The organism is Kitasatospora sp. NPDC058243 (assembly GCF_042882025.1).
Classification (GTDB): Bacteria; Actinomycetota; Actinomycetes; order Streptomycetales; family Streptomycetaceae; genus Kitasatospora.
In genome coordinates this window covers 49,304-64,294 of record NZ_JBHVWW010000053.1, presented here as the reverse complement: position 1 = coordinate 64,294, position 14,991 = coordinate 49,304, and the positions used below count along the sequence as shown (strand labels likewise).

Sequence of the window (14,991 nt, the reverse complement as noted above, 5' to 3'; positions counted from 1 at the left end):
GCGGGGAGGGGTTTTTTGGTGTGGAGGAGGTGGGTGGGGCCGCCTCCCGACCCACAGGAGACCGGGACAAGCCCTTCGCCGTTTGGGCGGGGCAGAAGCGGCGACGGGAGCAACTGAGCTGGGGTGGGGGGCTCAGGGGCGGAGGAGGTGTTCGGCGAGGTCGACGGCTTCGCGGAGGGGGACGAGGCGGCAGTCGGTGGTGCCGAGGTGGGTGGTGGTGATGCCGGTGGCGGCGGCGAGGACGCGGGTGCCGAGGTCGGCGAAGTGGAGGTCGTCGAGCTCGGGGGCCCGGAAGGTGAGCCAGCCGTCGGGGCCGACGCAGCGGTATTCGCGCAGGGGGACGTCGGGCATGCGCTGGTCGGCGAGGTGGAAGGCGGTGAAGCGGGCCATCGGGACGCCGAGCATCAGCACCCGGGCGTCGAGGTCGTAGAGGCGTCCGAGCGGGGACTCGGGGCCGAGGTGGGAGGTGAGGGGGTGGTGGGCGGTGATCTCGCGGGCGTGCCGGCCGAGGGCCGTCCAGGAGGTCTGGGGGTGGCGGCTGCGCAGGGCGCCGGGGCGGGTGCGGATCTCCTCGGAGAGGGCGCCCATGGTCGGCGAGCAGGGGGTGGTCGCCGGGTCGAACCGCGGCATCCGGGCCCGGTAGGCGGCGGTCTCGGCCGGGGTGAGGCCGGCGGTGGCGGTCTGGTGGATGCGCGAGGTGGCGGAGTTCTCGGGGGTGGCGGTGTAGGCGACCAGGGTGCCGCCGGGGCCGAGGACGTGGAGCAGCGCGTCGGCGACGGTGGCGGCGCCGCCGTCCACCGGGCCGAGGGCGCGCAGGGAGGCCTCGACGTGCACCACCATGCCCGGGCGGACGCCGAGTTGGGCGAACCCGGCGGCCAAACCCCCAGCGGTGAGGGCGGTGCCGGTGAGGGCGGTGCCGGCGAGAGCAGTGCCGGTGAGAGCAGTGACGGTGCGCATGGCCGCTCCTCTGGGTCAGACCTCGGCGTGGCGGGCGCGGCCGCGCTCGTGACCACGCTCGTGACGGGCCCGTTCGGCGGCCCGTTCGGCGGCGACGGGCAACGGTACGGCGAGCCACGGTGCGACGCTCTCACGCATGCCGTCGGCGAAGCGCAAGCCGAGCGCCGTGAGTGCGCCGGATCCGGCCAGCCGGTCGACGGCTTCGGCGGTGTACCGGCGCCAGAGCGCGAACTGGGTGCGCGCCCGGTCGGCGGCCTCGCCCGGCAGCCCGTCGTAGGCGAGCGCGCGGGTGCCCCAGTACTCGGTGACGGCGAGGTGCGCGTAGGTGCCCTGCAGCAGGCCTTCGAGCGGGCGCGGATCGGGCCGCCAGGGCGCGAGGTACAGCTGCTCGTCGGCCGGGTCGTGGAGGTCGAACAGGTCGAGTACGGCGCCGAGTTTGACGTGCTGGAACTCGTGCGCGAGCAGCAGTGCGAGCGTCGGCGCGGTCGCGGGCCGGGCGATGCCGACCGCGCCGTGGGCCTGCCGGGCGGCCGAGCTGACGTCCCGCCCGGCGGGGCCCGGCCGGAGCGGGGTGATGGTGGTGAGGCCGGCCCGGAGGCCTTCCGCGTACGCGGGCAGGTCGTGCCCGAGCAGTTCCCAGGCTTCGCGCAACGCGCCCGTCCAGTCGAGCAGTTCGCCGTCGGAGAGCCGGCCGGCCACGGCGTGGTCGTGGCTGTCGCGCAGCGGGTCGACGTCCTCCAGGGTGACCGTCCACCCTCCGGCCAGCCGGACCCGCCGCAGCGGCTGGTCCAGGGCGGCGGACACCGATCCGTCGGACGCCCGCACGCTGAACCCGTCGGCCAGGCCGGTGACGACCGCCTCCCCGTCCGGGGCGGCGGTCCGCCCGAGGGTCGGCAGGTGCAGCCACCCGCCGCGCACCGGCACCGCGACCGCGTCCCCCCGCCCGGCGCGGACGGCGGCGGCGGCGGCCAGGGCGGCCAGCGGGCCGAGCCCGACGGTGAGGTCCCCGGCGAGCCGGCGGGCGGCCCAGGCGCGGGCGTACGGGTGGGCGAGGACGGTGTCGACGGCGGCGGGTGCGCTCGCGTCGAGTTCGGACAGCAGCGCCCAGGCCGCCGATCCGGGCTGCCCGGAGGCGTCCCAGGCGGCGGCCAGCATGGCCCGGGTGAGGGCGAGTTGGGCGCGGGACAGGGCCCGTACGGTGTCCTGGTCCCCGTACCCGCGGGCGAGCTGGTCGAGCTGCCGCTCGGTGAGGGTGGCCGGCACCACCGGCTCCCCGGCCTGGGCGGGCACGGAAGGGCCCGCCGCGGCAGCGGAACCGGCGGCGGAACCGGCCGCGGAAGCGGCGGCGGAACTGGCAGCGGACCCGGCGGCGTCGCCGGCGAGTTCGTTGATGAGCTTCATGAGGTCACCGCAGTAGACGGAGGGATTGTCGAAGCCCGTGTCGGCCCGGTACCGGTGGGCGTACAGGCCGCCGCCGCAGCTGCGGACGACCGGGCAGGCCCGGCAGGCGGCGCTCAGCCCGGCCAGCCCCGACTGGCGGGCGGTCATGCCGGGGTGCAGCGCGACCTGGTCGAGGCTGTGCGCGAAGACGTCGTACCCCGTCTCCGGCGCGCCGTCGTAGGCGGTCTTGAGGCTGTCGGCCTGTTCGAAGCTGCCGTCCGTCTCCAGGACGACCAGGTCGGAGGGTTCCAGGCCGAGCGATTCGGTGAGGCTGGAGAGCCCGTGCAACGTCCGGTGGACGGATTCGAAGGTGCGGACGGCGAACGGGCGGCCGTCGGCGTCCCATCTCCGGTACACGGCCAACAGCCAGTCCGCGTACGGTGTTTGCGCACCGTCGGCGGCCGGTTTCGGCCGGTCCTCCCAGGTGGCGTGCGGCAGCAGGAAGTCGACGGCGGGGGGGTCGAGTTCGGCCAGGGCGCGGTAGACGGCGTCCGGGTCGTTCTCGATGTCGACGGTGCAGAGCAGCCCGGCGTAGAGGTGCCGGTACGCGGGCCGGCGCAGCCGCTCGACCGCCCGCAGGACGTGCGGGTGGCTGCTGCGGCCGTCGGCGAAGCGGCGGTGGCGGTCGTTGGCGGCGCGGTCGCCGTCGAGCGAGATGCCGACCCTCATGCCGACTTCGGCGAAGAGTTCGCAGTAGGCGTCGTCCAGTTGGACGCCGTTGGTGTGGATGCGCAGGTCGAGTGCGCAGCCGGGCGGCAGGGCCGCCCGGAGCGCCTTGGCCGCGTGGCGTAACCGGTCCGGGCCGGCGAGCAGGGGTTCTCCCCCGTGCAGGACGACCCGGACGGCGGGCAGCCGGTGTGCGGCCGCGTGGTCGCCGATCCGCTCGGCGATCTTGTTCAGGACTTCGTCACCGATGACCTTGGGGCGTCGACGCCAACTGGTGTCGGCGTGCTCGTACACGTAGCAGTGATCGCAGGCAAGATCACACCGGCTGTGCACTTTCACGACGAATTGGGTGAAAGGCAGCGGAGTTGGCGTCATGGTCGATCGGATTCAGCCGGAGCCGACGGTCAGTCGGCCGATCAGATGGAGGAGTTGAAGGCCGCGACCGGCACCGCACCCGCACCGGTGTCGGGCAGGGCTCGTCGGATCCTGGCAGAGAGTTCCTCGGCGCCGAGCTGGGCGAGGTCGGCCAGCGAAGGCCGGATTTCGCCCTGAGGCTCCGTCAGTTCAGTGCGGGGCATGGTGTCCAGTGCGGGTGTCATGTTCGATTCTCTTCCACGATGGGGGTTAGAGAGAAGCAGGGCCGGGTATATACGTCGGCCTAGTCGACCAGGGTACTGCCAGCACGTGGGCTGCGCCGTGCTCTTGCGCGCCCCTAACAGCCCACTACCCCCTTCACGCAGCGAAGTCTCGCCAAAAGTTCACCCACTCGGCGGTCGCGTGACGGCACCTGACCGGCGCACAGGGGCACGGCTTCGCGCCGCCGAACCCACCCCGGCGGCGCCCCTGCGCCAACGTACGGCCGCCGACCCGGCCCGACCCGCTCCACCGGCGCGGCCGGAGCCCCCTCCCCCGACGCTCGCGCCCCACCCGAACCACCGGTCGGCGAAGGCCGGTTGGCGCGATTCGACAGCGCCCCGCACTCCTCCGACTCCGCACGACGGCCAGCCCGACGAGCCCGACGACGGACCCGACGAGCCCGACGACGGACCCATCGGTATTCGAACGCCTCGCAGACCCGCCGGCTACGGGCAGAGCCGCTCCACCCGCCAGCCGCCCGCTCCGGCCGGATCGGCGAAGTAGCGCAGCCGGTCGTGCAGTCGGTTCTCCCGCCCCTGCCAGAACTCCACGCTCTCCGGGATCACCCGGTACCCGCCCCAGAACGGCGGCACGGGCACGCCCTCGCCCTCCGGGTAGCGGCGCTCCAGTTCGGCGTAGCGCTGTTCGAGGACGTCGCGCCCGCCGACCGGGCTGGACTGCTCGCTGGCCCAGGCGCCGAGCTGCGAGCCGTGCGGCCGGGTGCGGAAGTAGGCGGCGGTCTCGTCCCGGCCGACCTTCTCCACCCTCCCCTGGACGATCACCTGGCGGGCCAGCGCGATCCACGGGAACAGCAGCGCGGCGTGCGGGTTGGCGGCGAGCTCGGAGCCCTTGCGGGAGCCGTAGTTGGTGAAGAAGACGAAGCCGCGCGCGTCGTAGCCCTTGAGCAGGACGGTGCGCGAGCTGGGCCGCCCCTGGGCGTCGGCGGTGGAGAGCACCATCGCGTTGGGCTCGACCACCCCGGCGTCGTCCGCCTCGTGGAACCAGCGGGTGAACTGGGCGATCGGCTCGGGCGCGAGCTGTTCCTCGACCAGGCCCTCGTGGGTGTAGTGCTTGCGCATCACGGTGAGGTCCGGTCCGGGCCGGGCATCGTCGGCCAGGATCCGGGTGGCGGGGCTCAGGGGCGTCGACTGGGCGCGTTCCGGGGTCTGCACGTCAACATCATCCCGTACGACAAGCAACCGGCACCGCTACCTCCGGACAAACCCCGGTGGGAGATAAGGTGTCCCGCCACCGCTCGACCGCCCCCCGTACGGTGAATTGTCCCGAACCAGGCGTTTGGTTCCGGAGATTCCCGGGCACGACCGACCCTCGGCGGAAAAGTCAAGCGGGCCCAAGCGCAACATCACCATGGTGGTGTATGGCGCAATGCACCCGGTGCCTGTCACTCTGGCACCGAGTGCCAACCACCATTCGGTCACTGGCGCGCCGCCCCACCACGGCGCAGCGCCGATCGCAGAACTGAAGGAGCCGTCGTATGTCCGACTTCGTACCCGGGCTTGAGGGAGTCGTCGCGTTCGAGAGCGAGATCGCCGAACCCGACCGTGAAGGCGGCGCGCTGCGGTACCGCGGTGTCGACATCGACGACCTGGTGGGCCACGTCTCCTTCGGCCACGTCTGGGGCCTGCTGGTGGACGGCAAGTTCAACCCCGGTCTGCCGGCCGCCGAGCCGTTCCCGATCCCGGTGCACTCCGGTGACATCCGGGTCGACGTGCAGTCCGCGCTCGCCATGCTCGCCCCGGTCTGGGGCCTCAAGCCGCTGCTCGACATCTCCGCCGAGCAGGCCCGCGACGACCTCGCCCGCGCCGCCGTGATGGCGCTGTCCTACGTGGCCCAGTCGGCCCGCGGCCAGGGCCTGCCGATGGTCCCGCAGAGCGAGATCGACAAGGCCGAGACGGTCGTCGAGCGGTTCATGATCCGCTGGCGCGGCGAGCCGGACCCGAAGCACGTCAAGGCCATCGACGCCTACTGGACCTCCGCCGCCGAGCACGGCATGAACGCCTCCACCTTCACCGCCCGCGTCATCGCCTCCACCGGCGCCGACGTGGCGGCCGCGCTCTCCGGCGCGGTCGGCGCGATGTCCGGCCCGCTGCACGGCGGTGCGCCGTCCCGCGTGCTCGGCATGATCGAGGAGATCGAGCGCACCGGCGACGCCACCACCTGGGTCAAGAACGCGCTGGACCGCGGCGAGCGCCTGATGGGCTTCGGCCACCGCGTCTACCGCGCCGAGGACCCGCGCGCCCGCGTGCTGCGCCGCACCGCCAAGGAGCTCGGCGCGCCGCGCTTCGAGGTCGCCGAGGCGCTGGAGAAGGCCGCGCTGGAGGAGCTGCACAACCGCCGCCCCGACCGCGTGCTGGCCACCAACGTCGAGTTCTGGGCCGCGATCATGCTGGACTTCGCCGAGGTGCCGGCGCACATGTTCACCTCGATGTTCACCTGTGCGCGCACCGCGGGCTGGTCGGCGCACATCCTGGAGCAGAAGCGCACCGGCCGGCTCGTGCGCCCCGCCGCGCGCTACATCGGCCCCGGCCCGCGCCGCCCCGAGGAGATCGAGGGCTGGGACGCCATCGGCCACTGAGCCCACCGAGCGCCCCGAGCGCCCCGAGCGCCCGCCGAACGCCCCCGGGCGCCCCGGGCGCTCCGCGTCCGCACCACCCCCGAGCAGCGGGTCCGACCTCCGTCGGGCCCGCTGTTTCCGCAGTTCGGGCCCGCTGTTTCCGCAGCTGGGAGCCGTGAAGATCACAGTCTCAGCGTGCGGACGACCGTACCCCGGGCGGCGCCCCGGCCGGTAGGCTGCGCGCGTGGCTCAGATCCAGATCCCCGCTGACATCAAGCCCGCAGACGGCCGTTTCGGCTGCGGACCGTCCAAGGTGCGCCCCGAGGCCCTGAGTGCCCTCGCCGCCACCCAGACCTCCCTGCTCGGCACCTCGCATCGCCAGGCCCCGGTCAAGAACCTGGTCAAGCGCGTACGCGAGGGCGTGAGCAGCCTCTTCTCGCTCCCCGAGGGCTACCAGGTCGTCCTCGGCAACGGCGGCTCCACCGCCTTCTGGGACATCGCCGCGTTCGGCCTGGTGCGGGAGAAGTCCCAGCACCTGGACTTCGGCGAGTTCTCCTCCAAGTTCGCCTCCTCGGTCAAGGCCGCGCCGTGGCTCGCCGAGCCGAGCGTCATCAAGACCGCCCCGGGCACCCACCCGCTGCCGGTCGCCGAGGCCGGCGTCGACGTCTACGGGCTCACCCACAACGAGACCTCGACCGGCGTCGCGATGCCGATCAAGCGCCCGGTCGGCGCGGACGAGGGCTCGCTGGTCCTGGTGGACGCCACCTCGGGCGCCGGCGGCCTGCCGGTGGACATCACCGAGACCGACGTCTACTACTTCGCCCCGCAGAAGTCCTTCGCCTCCGAGGGCGGCCTGTGGCTGGCCGCGTTCTCCCCGGCCGCCCTGGAGCGCGCCGCCGAGATCGCCGGCTCCGGCCGGTACATCCCGCCGTTCTTCGACCTGCCGACGGCCATCGACAACTCGTCGAAGGACCAGACGTACAACACCCCGGCGATCTCCACCCTGTTCCTGCTGGCCGACCAGCTGGAATGGCTGAACGGCAACGGCGGGCTCGACTGGGCCGTCGCCCGTACGGCTGATTCCTCGTCCCGGCTGTACGCGTGGGCCGAGAAGTCCTCCTGCGCCAGCCCGTTCGTGGCGAACCCGGCCGAGCGCTCCCAGGTGGTCGGCACCATCGACTTCGACGAGTCGGTGGACGCCGCCGCCGTCGCCAAGGCACTGCGTGCCAACGGCATCGTGGACACCGAGCCGTACCGCAAGCTGGGCCGCAACCAGCTGCGCGTCGCGATGTTCCCGGCGATCGACCCGGCGGACGTCGAGGCGCTCACCCACTGCATCGACTACGTAGTCGAGCAGCTCTGAGCGACCCCCGTGCACGGCTGAGGGCCACCGCCTCCGGGCGGTGGCCCTCAGCCGTTGCGGCGGGGCCGACCAGCCGGGCCGGGTAGGCGGGCCCGCCGGCCGGGCCTACCCGCCGACCATCGAGCTGATCAGCACGACGACCAGCAGCAGCACCAGGGTGCCGGTCACGATACGCATTCGAGTCTTGGGATCCACGGTCAATGAGCGTACCTCCGGCCCACCCGCCGACGGATCGGAGCCCCGGGCCCAACGGCCACCCCGGGCCCGAACCGCCGCCCCAGGCCCGAACCGCCACCCCGGGCCCGACCGCGCCCCGGCTCAGCTCCAGTCGGCGAGCGGCCAGGCGCGCAGCGAGGAGTAGTGGGCGAAGCCGCCGTCCAGGTCGCTCTGCATCAGGTGCAGCTCGGCGGCCTCCCACTCGGGCCCCCGGTAGTCGGCCAGCGCGGCCGCCAGGGTGTCCAGCTCGGCCGCCGCGAGCCGCTGGACGGCCCGCCGGTGGCCGCGCGAAGAGCCGGCCCGGGCGAGCGTGAGGTGCGGGTGGAAGGTGAAGGCGTCGACCTCCCCGGTCACCGCGGCGGTGGCCTCGGACACGGCCTCGGCGAGCCGGCGCAGCGCCCAGGTCTGCCCCTCCACCCCGACCCAGAGCACCCGGTCGCCGAACCGGCCGGCGCCGGACAGCCGCAGCCGGTGCACCGGGTGCACCTCGGCGACGGCGGCCAGGCCCGCCTCCAGCTCCGGCAGTTCCTCGGCCGGCACCTCGCCGAGGAAGGCCAGGGTCAGGTGCCAGCCCTCGACGGTGGTCCAGCGCAGCCGGTCCGCCCCGGGCAGCCCGCGCACCGGCGCCACCGCGTCCGACAGCCCCTGCAGCACGTTGACCGGTGGCAGGACCGCCACGAAGAGCCTCATGGGGACATCTTCCCGCGCGAGGCGGTTTGGGCTAGAACGTTTCCTATGAAGATCCGCACCGGGGGACCGGACGACATTCCCGACATCCTCGCCCTGCTCGACAGCGCCGTGGGCTGGCTGGCCGGCCAGGGCCGCACCGGCCAGTGGGGCGACCAGCCCTTCAGCACCATCCCGGCCCGGGTCGAGCAGGTCTCCGAGTACGCCACCGAACCGTTCCTGATCCGCCTCGCCGAGGACGACGAGGGCCGCACCGTCGGCTGCTGCGTGCTGTCCGAGCAGCGGGGGAAGTACATCCCCGCAGTGGACGAGCCCGAGCTGTACGTCCGCATCCTGGTCACCGACCGCAGCCGCAAGGGCTCGGGGATCGGCACCGCGCTGATCGCCGACGCGGTCGAGGAGACCCGCCGGCGCGGCCTCGGCCTGCTGCGGGTGGACTGCTACGCGGGCGCCGACCGCAGGCTGGTCGGCCAGTACCGGGCGCTCGGGTTCACCGAGACCGAGTCCTTCGAGGCCGAGCAGCCGAACGGCATCTGGCCCGGCCAGGTCCTCGCGATCCGGCTCTGACCCTTCGGCCCTGCACCGAAGGACCCCCGACCCTGCACCGAAGCCCCGGGGCGGACCACCGCCCCGGGGCATGACACCTCGTCAGCAGGCGGGCGCCAGCTCCGACTTGGCGGCGGCGATGGTCCGCGGCACGAAGGCCACCACCCGGCCGCCACGGCCGGGGTGCAGGTCGAACCGCACCCGCAGGTCCGCGCTGCGGGCCAGCACCAGGCCCACCACACCGGCCGCCAGCGCGGACACCAGTCCGCAGGCCAGCAGGCCGAGCCGGGGCCCGTACGAGGCGGTCACCCAGCCGACGATCGGGGCGCCGATCGGCGTGCCGCCGGTGAAGACCAGCACCAGCAGGCCCATCACGCGACCGCGCATCGCGGGGTCGGTGGCCAACTGCAGCATGGAGTTGACGGAGGTGTTGAAGCTGAGTCCGAACACCCCGATCAGCGTCAGCAGCACCGCGAAGGTCCAGTAGTCGGGTGCGAACGCGGCCACCACCTCCAGCGAGCCGAAGGCCAGCGCCGCCACCACCAGCCGGCGCAGCCTGGGCACGCCCCGGCGGGCCGCGAGCAGCGCGCCGGCCAGCGAGCCGACCGCCATCGCGGTGTTCAGCAGGCCGTACTGCCCGGCACCGACCTTGAAGGTGTCGTAGGCGAAGCCGGAGAGCAGCGTCGGGAAGTTGAAGCCGAAGGTGCCGATGAACCCGGCCAGGACCATCGGCCAGAGCAGCTCGGGCCGCTCCTTGACGTAGCGCAGGCCCTCCCGCAGCTGGCCCTTCTCGCGGGCGATCGGCTCGGTCGGGCGCAGTTCGCTCTCCCGCATGGCGAGCAGCCCGCCGATCACGGCGGCGAAGGACAGCGCGTTGACGGCGAACGCCCAGCCGCTGCCGACCACGGCGATCAGCAGGCCCGCGACGGCGGGGCCGACCAGCCGGGCGGTCTGGAAGTTGGCGGCGTTCAGGCTGACCGCGTTGGCGAGGTCCTTGGGCCCGACCATCTCGGACACGAAGGCCTGCCGGGTCGGGTTGTCGACCACGGTGACCAGGCCGAGCAGCAGTGCGAAGGCGTACACGTAGTACGGCGTCACGACGCCGCCGATGGTCAGGACGGCCAGACCGGCGGCCAGCAGGCCCATGGCGCCCTGGGTGTAGATCAGCAGCCGGCGCTTGGGCATCCGGTCGGCGAGCACGCCGCCGAACAGGCCGAGCAGCAGCATCGGCAGGAACTGCATGGCGGTGGTGATGCCGACCGCGAGGGGGCTGCCGGTGAGGCTGAGGACCAGCCAGTCCTGGGCGATCCGCTGCATCCAGGTGCCGGTGTTGGACACCACCTGGCCGGCGAAGTAGTAGCGGTAGTTGCGAACGCGCAGGGAGGAGAACATCCCCCCGGGCCTCGTGAAGCGGGCACCTGTGGGAGACGTGGACGCGTGGGTGCGTCCGGGAGCGGCGGGGTCGTCCGCCGCGGTGCGTTCGTCGGGGTCGTCGTCGCCGCTGCCGGGCAGCCCCGTGGGGGCGGGTGCCTGGAGGTCGGCGGCCGCGGCGCCTGCCGCGGTGGGGTCGGTGGTCTGGTCGTCGGTGCGGATGGCGGCGGCGCTGGCTGCGGCCGGCGGTGTCACGGTGGTCTCCCCTCGCGGCGCGACGGCCCGAACTGCGGCCGTCGCGCTCCTGGTTTCTGTGGTCGGTGCTGCGGTGATGCGGTACTCCTTCTTCTCCCGGCCGGCGGGCCGGGGTCGGCGTGCCTAGAGGTGTGCGAGCTTGTAGAGCACGGGCGCGGCCTCCCGGAGGACGGCCCATTCCTCCTCGTCGAGCCCCTCGGCGAGCTCGGCGAGCCAGACGTTGCGGCGCCGTCGGCTCTCGGCGAGGATCGCCTCGGCCTGCTCGGTGCTGCTGACGACCACCTGGCGGCGGTCCTCGGGGTGCGGCTCGCGCCGCACCAGCCCCTTCTCCTCCAGCATCGCGACGATCCTGGTCATGGAGGGCGGCTGCACGTGCTCCTTCCGGGCGAGCTCACCCGGTGTCGCCTTTCCGCATCTGGCGAGGGTGCCGAGCACCCCCATCTCGGTGGGGCTCAGCGACTCCTCGACCCGCTGGTGTTTGAGTCGACGGGAGAGGCGCATCGTGGACGATCGCAGCTGATTGATCGCTGCGAGGTCCTGCTCGGACATCTCGGGCATGTTCTTTAGCTTACGTCATTACTCTCGCTAAGGAAAATGCGTTCCCATTCCACCCCGCCGGCCCCGTCCGTTCACCGCGCGCCGGAAGATCGACCCGGTGCGATGCTGGTGCTGGGTCTCGAATGATCTCGACTGGAAGGGCCGACCAGACATGTCCGACCTCGCCGCCGACCCCGCCTCCGGGCTCACTGCCGGCCTCGCCGCCGCGCAGAACGACACCGGCTTCGCCCGCCTCGCCATGGTCACCATCGACTGCGCCGACCCGATCGCGCTGGCCGGGTTCTACGGCGAGCTGCTGGGCTGGGAGAGCCGCCACCTGGACGAGCAGTTCGCGATCCTGGACAACCCGGAGGGCGGCAGCCCGCTGGGCTTCGGCCGGGTCTCGGGCTACCGGCCGGAGCCGTGGACGGAGCCGGACGGCGGCAAGCACTTCCACCTGGACTTCTACGTGGACGACCTGGACGAGGCCATCGCGAAGGCGCTCGCACTCGGCGCGACCGAGCCGACGTACCAGCACGGCCGGACGCTCAAGGTGCTGATCGACCCGGCCGGCCACCCGTTCGGGCTAGCCCCGCTGGAGTGACGAACGCGGAGTGACGAGCCCGGGGTGACGAACCCGGAGTAACGGACGAACCGACCGGGTGCCGTGCGCAGGCGGTGTCAGGAGTTGGTGCCAAGATCATGCAGGCCGCGTAAAGGTCCATCCTGACCAGGGACTTCACGAAAAGCGCGAACCTTGTGCGACCGTCCGGTAGTGGCTACTGTCCCCCGTTGTCAGGGGCACCACACGCCAGGTCTCCCTTCGGCGGCGCCGTTCCCGCGCCCGTTGCCGCGTTCCTTCCCGACCATCCGTGTCCGCCCGAGGCCTGGCGCCCTTCCTCCCCCGCATCCGTCCTGGGAGCTCTCTTGGGTGAGATCCATCATGCCGACCACGGCTGGGTGACACCGGCGGTCTCGTACTTCGTCGCCTGCCTCGGCGCCTTCGTCGCCCTGCGCAGCGCCCGCTGGGCACTCGTCTCGCAGGGCCGGACCAGGGTGGTCTGGCTGCTCTTCGCCTCGACCTCGCTCGGCGCCGGGATCTGGTCCATGCACTTCATCGCGATGCTCGGCTTCTCCGTCACCGGGGTCGAGATCAGCTACCGCCCCGGGCTGACCGTGCTCAGCCTGCTGGTCGCCATCGCCGTCGTCGGCATCGGCCTGTTCACCGTCGGGTACAGCCGCCGCCCCGTCCTGTCCCTGCTGGCCGGCGGGCTGACCACCGGCCTCGGGGTCGCGGCGATGCACTACCTCGGGATGGCCGCGATGGTCCTGCCCGGCCACCTCGACTACGACCGGCTCACGGTCTGGCTGTCCGTCGCCATCGCCGTGTTCGCGGCCACCGCCGCGCTCTGGGCCACCCTGAACATCCGCGGCACGCTCGCCGTCCTCGCGGCCGCGCCGGTCATGGGCGTGGCGGTGTGCGCGATGCACTACACCGGCATGGCGGCGCTCTCGGTGCGGCTCGACTACTCGCACTCCACCCAGGGCGGCGTGATGGCGCTGCAGTTCATCTTCCCGCTCGGGGTCGGGCTCGGCTGCTACGTCTTCTTCGGCTCGCTGGCCTTCGCGGTCTCACCGAGCCGCAGCACCACGCAGCCGCTCCTGCTCGGCCCGGCGGCCCCGCTGGTCCCACTGGTCCCGCGCCAGCGGCGGCAGCGGGACGAGGCCGGCACCAGGCGCTGAGCCGGGCGGGCCCCAAGGCCCCAAAGCCGCGAAGCCCCTGAAGCCCCCGAAGCCCCCCGCCTCCCAGTCCCCCCAAGCCCCGAGGGCGTCCGCCCGGGTCCCCCACCCCGGCCGGACGCCCTCGGCTCACTCCGGCCGACGCCGCCCGCTCACTCCGGCCGCCCGAGCAGCCCGGTCAGGTGCGCGGGTGTGGCCACCGGGCAGACCTTGTGCACGAAGTCCCGCCGCAGCGCGTGGTACGGCTCGCCCGCCCGGTAGAAGTTGGCGTGCATCCGCCGCAGTTCCTCCGCCCGGTACTCGGCCAGCGGCTTCACCTCCTCGTCGACGGACCGGCGACGCTTCTTGTCGACCAGTCGCCCGGTGAGTTCGGGCGAGGCGCCGAGCGCGGCGGCCTCCCGGACCACCCAGCGCCGGAAGGCGGCCGCGTCCCCGCCGCAGGTGCGGTCCACCAGCCCGATCCGGCGGGCGTGTTCGGCGCCGACCGGCAGCGCCCCGGTGGTCAGCCGCGCGGCCTGCTCGTCGCCGACCCGGCGCGGCAGGGTGTACGTCCAGTACTCGGAGCCGTAGAGGCCCATCAGCCGGTAGTGCGGGTTGAGCACCGCCGACTCCCTGCACCACACCTCGTCGGCGGCGAGGGCCGCCATCAGGCCGCCGGCCGCCGCGTTCCCGGCCAGGGCGGCGACGGTGAGCTTGTCGGTCGTGGTGAGGACCGCGTGGACCAGGTCGTCCATCGCGTTGATGTTCTCCCAGGACTCCAACGCCGGGAAGGTCGCGCCCTCGATGACGTTGAGGTGGATCCCGTTGGAGTAGAAGTCCCGGGGCGCCCCGAGCACCAGCACCGAGGTGGGCCGGTCGGCGGCCTCGCGGTAGGCGGCGAGCAGCCGGCGGCACTGCCCGGTGCTCATCGCCCCGCCCGCGTAGGCGAATTCGAGGTAGCCGACGTCGCCCTCCTCGCGGTAGCGCAGCTCCGACCAGGTGTCCCGGCGGGCCGCCGAGGTCGGCGTCACCGGGACTTCGCGGACCCGGTGCAGCAGGCCGGCGAGCACCGTCGCGGCCGGCTGCTTGAAGGTGGCGGGCCCGCCCGGGGTGCGGCGCGGGCGCAGCTGGGGGATCCAGACCGCGCCGTCCACGGTGGCGCGGCAGATCGCGCCGTCGCGGGTGGCGAGCACGGCGCCGGGCACCGGGCCGCGCAGCTCGTCCTCGGGGTGGCCGCCGTGCAGGAAGTACTCGCGCCCGAACAGCTCGTCGAGCACGCCGGGTTGGGAGTCGGCGGCGCGGAGCTTGCGCAGCACGGTGGCGGTGTCGTCGGCGGCCCAGTCGATCCGGCGCGCGTCCTGCCGCAGGAGGGGCCGCAGCCTGCCGTGGACGTCCGGCCGGTCGTAGTCGAGCGGTTCGGGGGTGAACAGCCCGCCCTCGAAGCGCTGGACGGCGAGCAGGACGGCCTCGACGGCCGCGTCGGCGACCTCGCCCCGGTACAGCTCGCTCTTGCCGCAGTCGGTGACGGGGAACTCGACGGACGCCCAGATGTCGCCGGCGTCCATCTCCTCGACGGCCTGGAGGACGGTCACGCCCCAGCGGTCCGCCCCCTCGGTGATCGCCCAGTCGAGCGAGGAGGGGCCGCGGTCGCCCTGGGGCCCGGGGTGCACGATCAGGACGGTCCGGGTGGACCAGATGTCCTGCGGGACGGCCTTGGTGAGCATCGGACAGATGATCAGCTCGGGGTCGGCACGGTCCACCGCCGCCCTCATCGCCTCGTCGCCGAGGGCGAGTTGGACGGCGACCTGGTGGCCGCGCCCGCGCAGCTCGGCGTGGACGCGCTGGGTCAGGCTGTTGAACGCGCTGGCGATCAGGAGAATGCGCAAGAGGGCCTCCGGACAGGGACTGGGGTCGCGCGCAGGCGATGAAACCAGGGCATGGACACGTAATGATTACGTTCTACGCCTTCCCGCCCGACCCTCACGCACTCCGCACACCTGTGCGCCCGGCGTGGCGCCCGCTT

General features: G+C 73.1%; 13 protein-coding genes. 5 read left to right on the top strand and 8 right to left on the bottom strand.

Annotated features, from left to right (window positions below; translation table 11 throughout):
- Positions 1-132: 132 nt before the first annotated feature.
- The 4 genes from ACFVX9_RS28360 to pdxH form a co-directional block, all read right to left on the bottom strand.
- Complete coding sequence (locus ACFVX9_RS28360) at positions 133-957, bottom strand: aminoglycoside N(3)-acetyltransferase (protein WP_380482507.1); 825 nt, start codon at positions 955-957, stop codon at positions 133-135.
- A 15-nt stretch (positions 958-972) separates the two neighbouring features.
- Positions 973-3,438 (bottom strand): FxsB family cyclophane-forming radical SAM/SPASM peptide maturase, encoded by a 2,466-nt coding sequence (locus ACFVX9_RS28355; protein WP_387984200.1) that lies wholly within the window; start codon positions 3,436-3,438, stop codon positions 973-975.
- Positions 3,439-3,479: 41 nt separating this feature from the next.
- Positions 3,480-3,662, bottom strand: a complete 183-nt coding sequence (gene fxsA / locus ACFVX9_RS28350) for an FxSxx-COOH cyclophane-containing RiPP peptide (protein WP_063348191.1) — start codon at positions 3,660-3,662, stop codon at positions 3,480-3,482.
- 483 nt (positions 3,663-4,145) lie between these two features.
- Positions 4,146-4,778 (bottom strand): pyridoxamine 5'-phosphate oxidase, encoded by a 633-nt coding sequence (pdxH, locus tag ACFVX9_RS28345; RefSeq protein WP_063351198.1) that lies wholly within the window; start codon positions 4,776-4,778, stop codon positions 4,146-4,148.
- 416 nt (positions 4,779-5,194) lie between these two features.
- On the opposite strand from pdxH, the gene ACFVX9_RS28340 reads away from it, so the two are divergent.
- On the top strand, positions 5,195-6,295 hold the full coding sequence (locus ACFVX9_RS28340; RefSeq protein WP_350877533.1) for a citrate synthase 2: 1,101 nt from the start codon (positions 5,195-5,197) through the stop codon (positions 6,293-6,295).
- Between the two features lie 223 nt (positions 6,296-6,518).
- Positions 6,519-7,637, top strand: coding sequence for a phosphoserine transaminase (gene serC, locus ACFVX9_RS28335; RefSeq protein WP_387984198.1), 1,119 nt, complete (start codon positions 6,519-6,521; stop codon positions 7,635-7,637).
- Between the two features lie 318 nt (positions 7,638-7,955).
- On the opposite strand, the gene thpR is transcribed toward serC, so the two are convergent.
- Entirely contained in the window at positions 7,956-8,543 is a 588-nt protein-coding gene (thpR, locus tag ACFVX9_RS28330; protein ID WP_380491314.1) for an RNA 2',3'-cyclic phosphodiesterase, read from the bottom strand.
- A gap of 45 nt (positions 8,544-8,588) precedes the next feature.
- On the opposite strand from thpR, the gene ACFVX9_RS28325 reads away from it, so the two are divergent.
- Positions 8,589-9,107 carry a GNAT family N-acetyltransferase gene (locus ACFVX9_RS28325; protein WP_387984196.1) on the top strand — a complete coding sequence of 173 codons (519 nt, stop codon included), beginning with the start codon at positions 8,589-8,591 and terminating at the stop codon, positions 9,105-9,107.
- Positions 9,108-9,188: 81 nt separating this feature from the next.
- Here ACFVX9_RS28325 and ACFVX9_RS28320 read toward each other — a convergent pair whose 3' ends face one another.
- Together ACFVX9_RS28320 and ACFVX9_RS28315 are read right to left on the bottom strand one after the other, a co-directional pair.
- Positions 9,189-10,598, bottom strand: coding sequence for an MFS transporter (locus ACFVX9_RS28320; protein ID WP_387984204.1), 1,410 nt, complete (start codon positions 10,596-10,598; stop codon positions 9,189-9,191).
- 237 nt (positions 10,599-10,835) lie between these two features.
- A complete protein-coding gene (locus tag ACFVX9_RS28315; protein ID WP_063348195.1) occupies positions 10,836-11,270 on the bottom strand; it encodes a MarR family winged helix-turn-helix transcriptional regulator in 435 nt (144 codons plus the stop codon).
- Between the two features lie 151 nt (positions 11,271-11,421).
- On the opposite strand from ACFVX9_RS28315, the gene ACFVX9_RS28310 reads away from it, so the two are divergent.
- Both ACFVX9_RS28310 and ACFVX9_RS28305 read left to right on the top strand, forming a co-directional pair.
- Entirely contained in the window at positions 11,422-11,853 is a 432-nt protein-coding gene (locus ACFVX9_RS28310) for a VOC family protein (RefSeq protein ID WP_387984194.1), read from the top strand.
- Between the two features lie 323 nt (positions 11,854-12,176).
- Entirely contained in the window at positions 12,177-12,992 is an 816-nt protein-coding gene (locus ACFVX9_RS28305) for an MHYT domain-containing protein (protein ID WP_063348196.1), read from the top strand.
- 149 nt (positions 12,993-13,141) lie between these two features.
- Here the strand turns inward: ACFVX9_RS28305 and ACFVX9_RS28300 are convergent, their stop codons facing one another.
- Positions 13,142-14,854, bottom strand: a complete 1,713-nt coding sequence (locus tag ACFVX9_RS28300; protein ID WP_387984193.1) for a hydrogenase maturation protein — start codon at positions 14,852-14,854, stop codon at positions 13,142-13,144.
- Positions 14,855-14,991 lie beyond the last annotated feature (137 nt).

Coding starts and splice junctions, on each gene's coding strand:
- ACFVX9_RS28360 (WP_380482507.1), bottom strand. CDS start 957: ATGCGCACCGTCACTGCTCTCACCGGCACTGCTCTCGCCGGCACCGCC.
- ACFVX9_RS28355 (WP_387984200.1), bottom strand. CDS start 3,438: ATGACGCCAACTCCGCTGCCTTTCACCCAATTCGTCGTGAAAGTGCAC.
- fxsA (WP_063348191.1), bottom strand. CDS start 3,662: ATGACACCCGCACTGGACACCATGCCCCGCACTGAACTGACGGAGCCT.
- pdxH (WP_063351198.1), bottom strand. CDS start 4,778: ATGCGCAAGCACTACACCCACGAGGGCCTGGTCGAGGAACAGCTCGCG.
- ACFVX9_RS28340 (WP_350877533.1), top strand. CDS start 5,195: ATGTCCGACTTCGTACCCGGGCTTGAGGGAGTCGTCGCGTTCGAGAGC.
- thpR (WP_380491314.1), bottom strand. CDS start 8,543: ATGAGGCTCTTCGTGGCGGTCCTGCCACCGGTCAACGTGCTGCAGGGG.
- ACFVX9_RS28325 (WP_387984196.1), top strand. CDS start 8,589: ATGAAGATCCGCACCGGGGGACCGGACGACATTCCCGACATCCTCGCC.
- ACFVX9_RS28315 (WP_063348195.1), bottom strand. CDS start 11,270: ATGCCCGAGATGTCCGAGCAGGACCTCGCAGCGATCAATCAGCTGCGA.
- ACFVX9_RS28310 (WP_387984194.1), top strand. CDS start 11,422: ATGTCCGACCTCGCCGCCGACCCCGCCTCCGGGCTCACTGCCGGCCTC.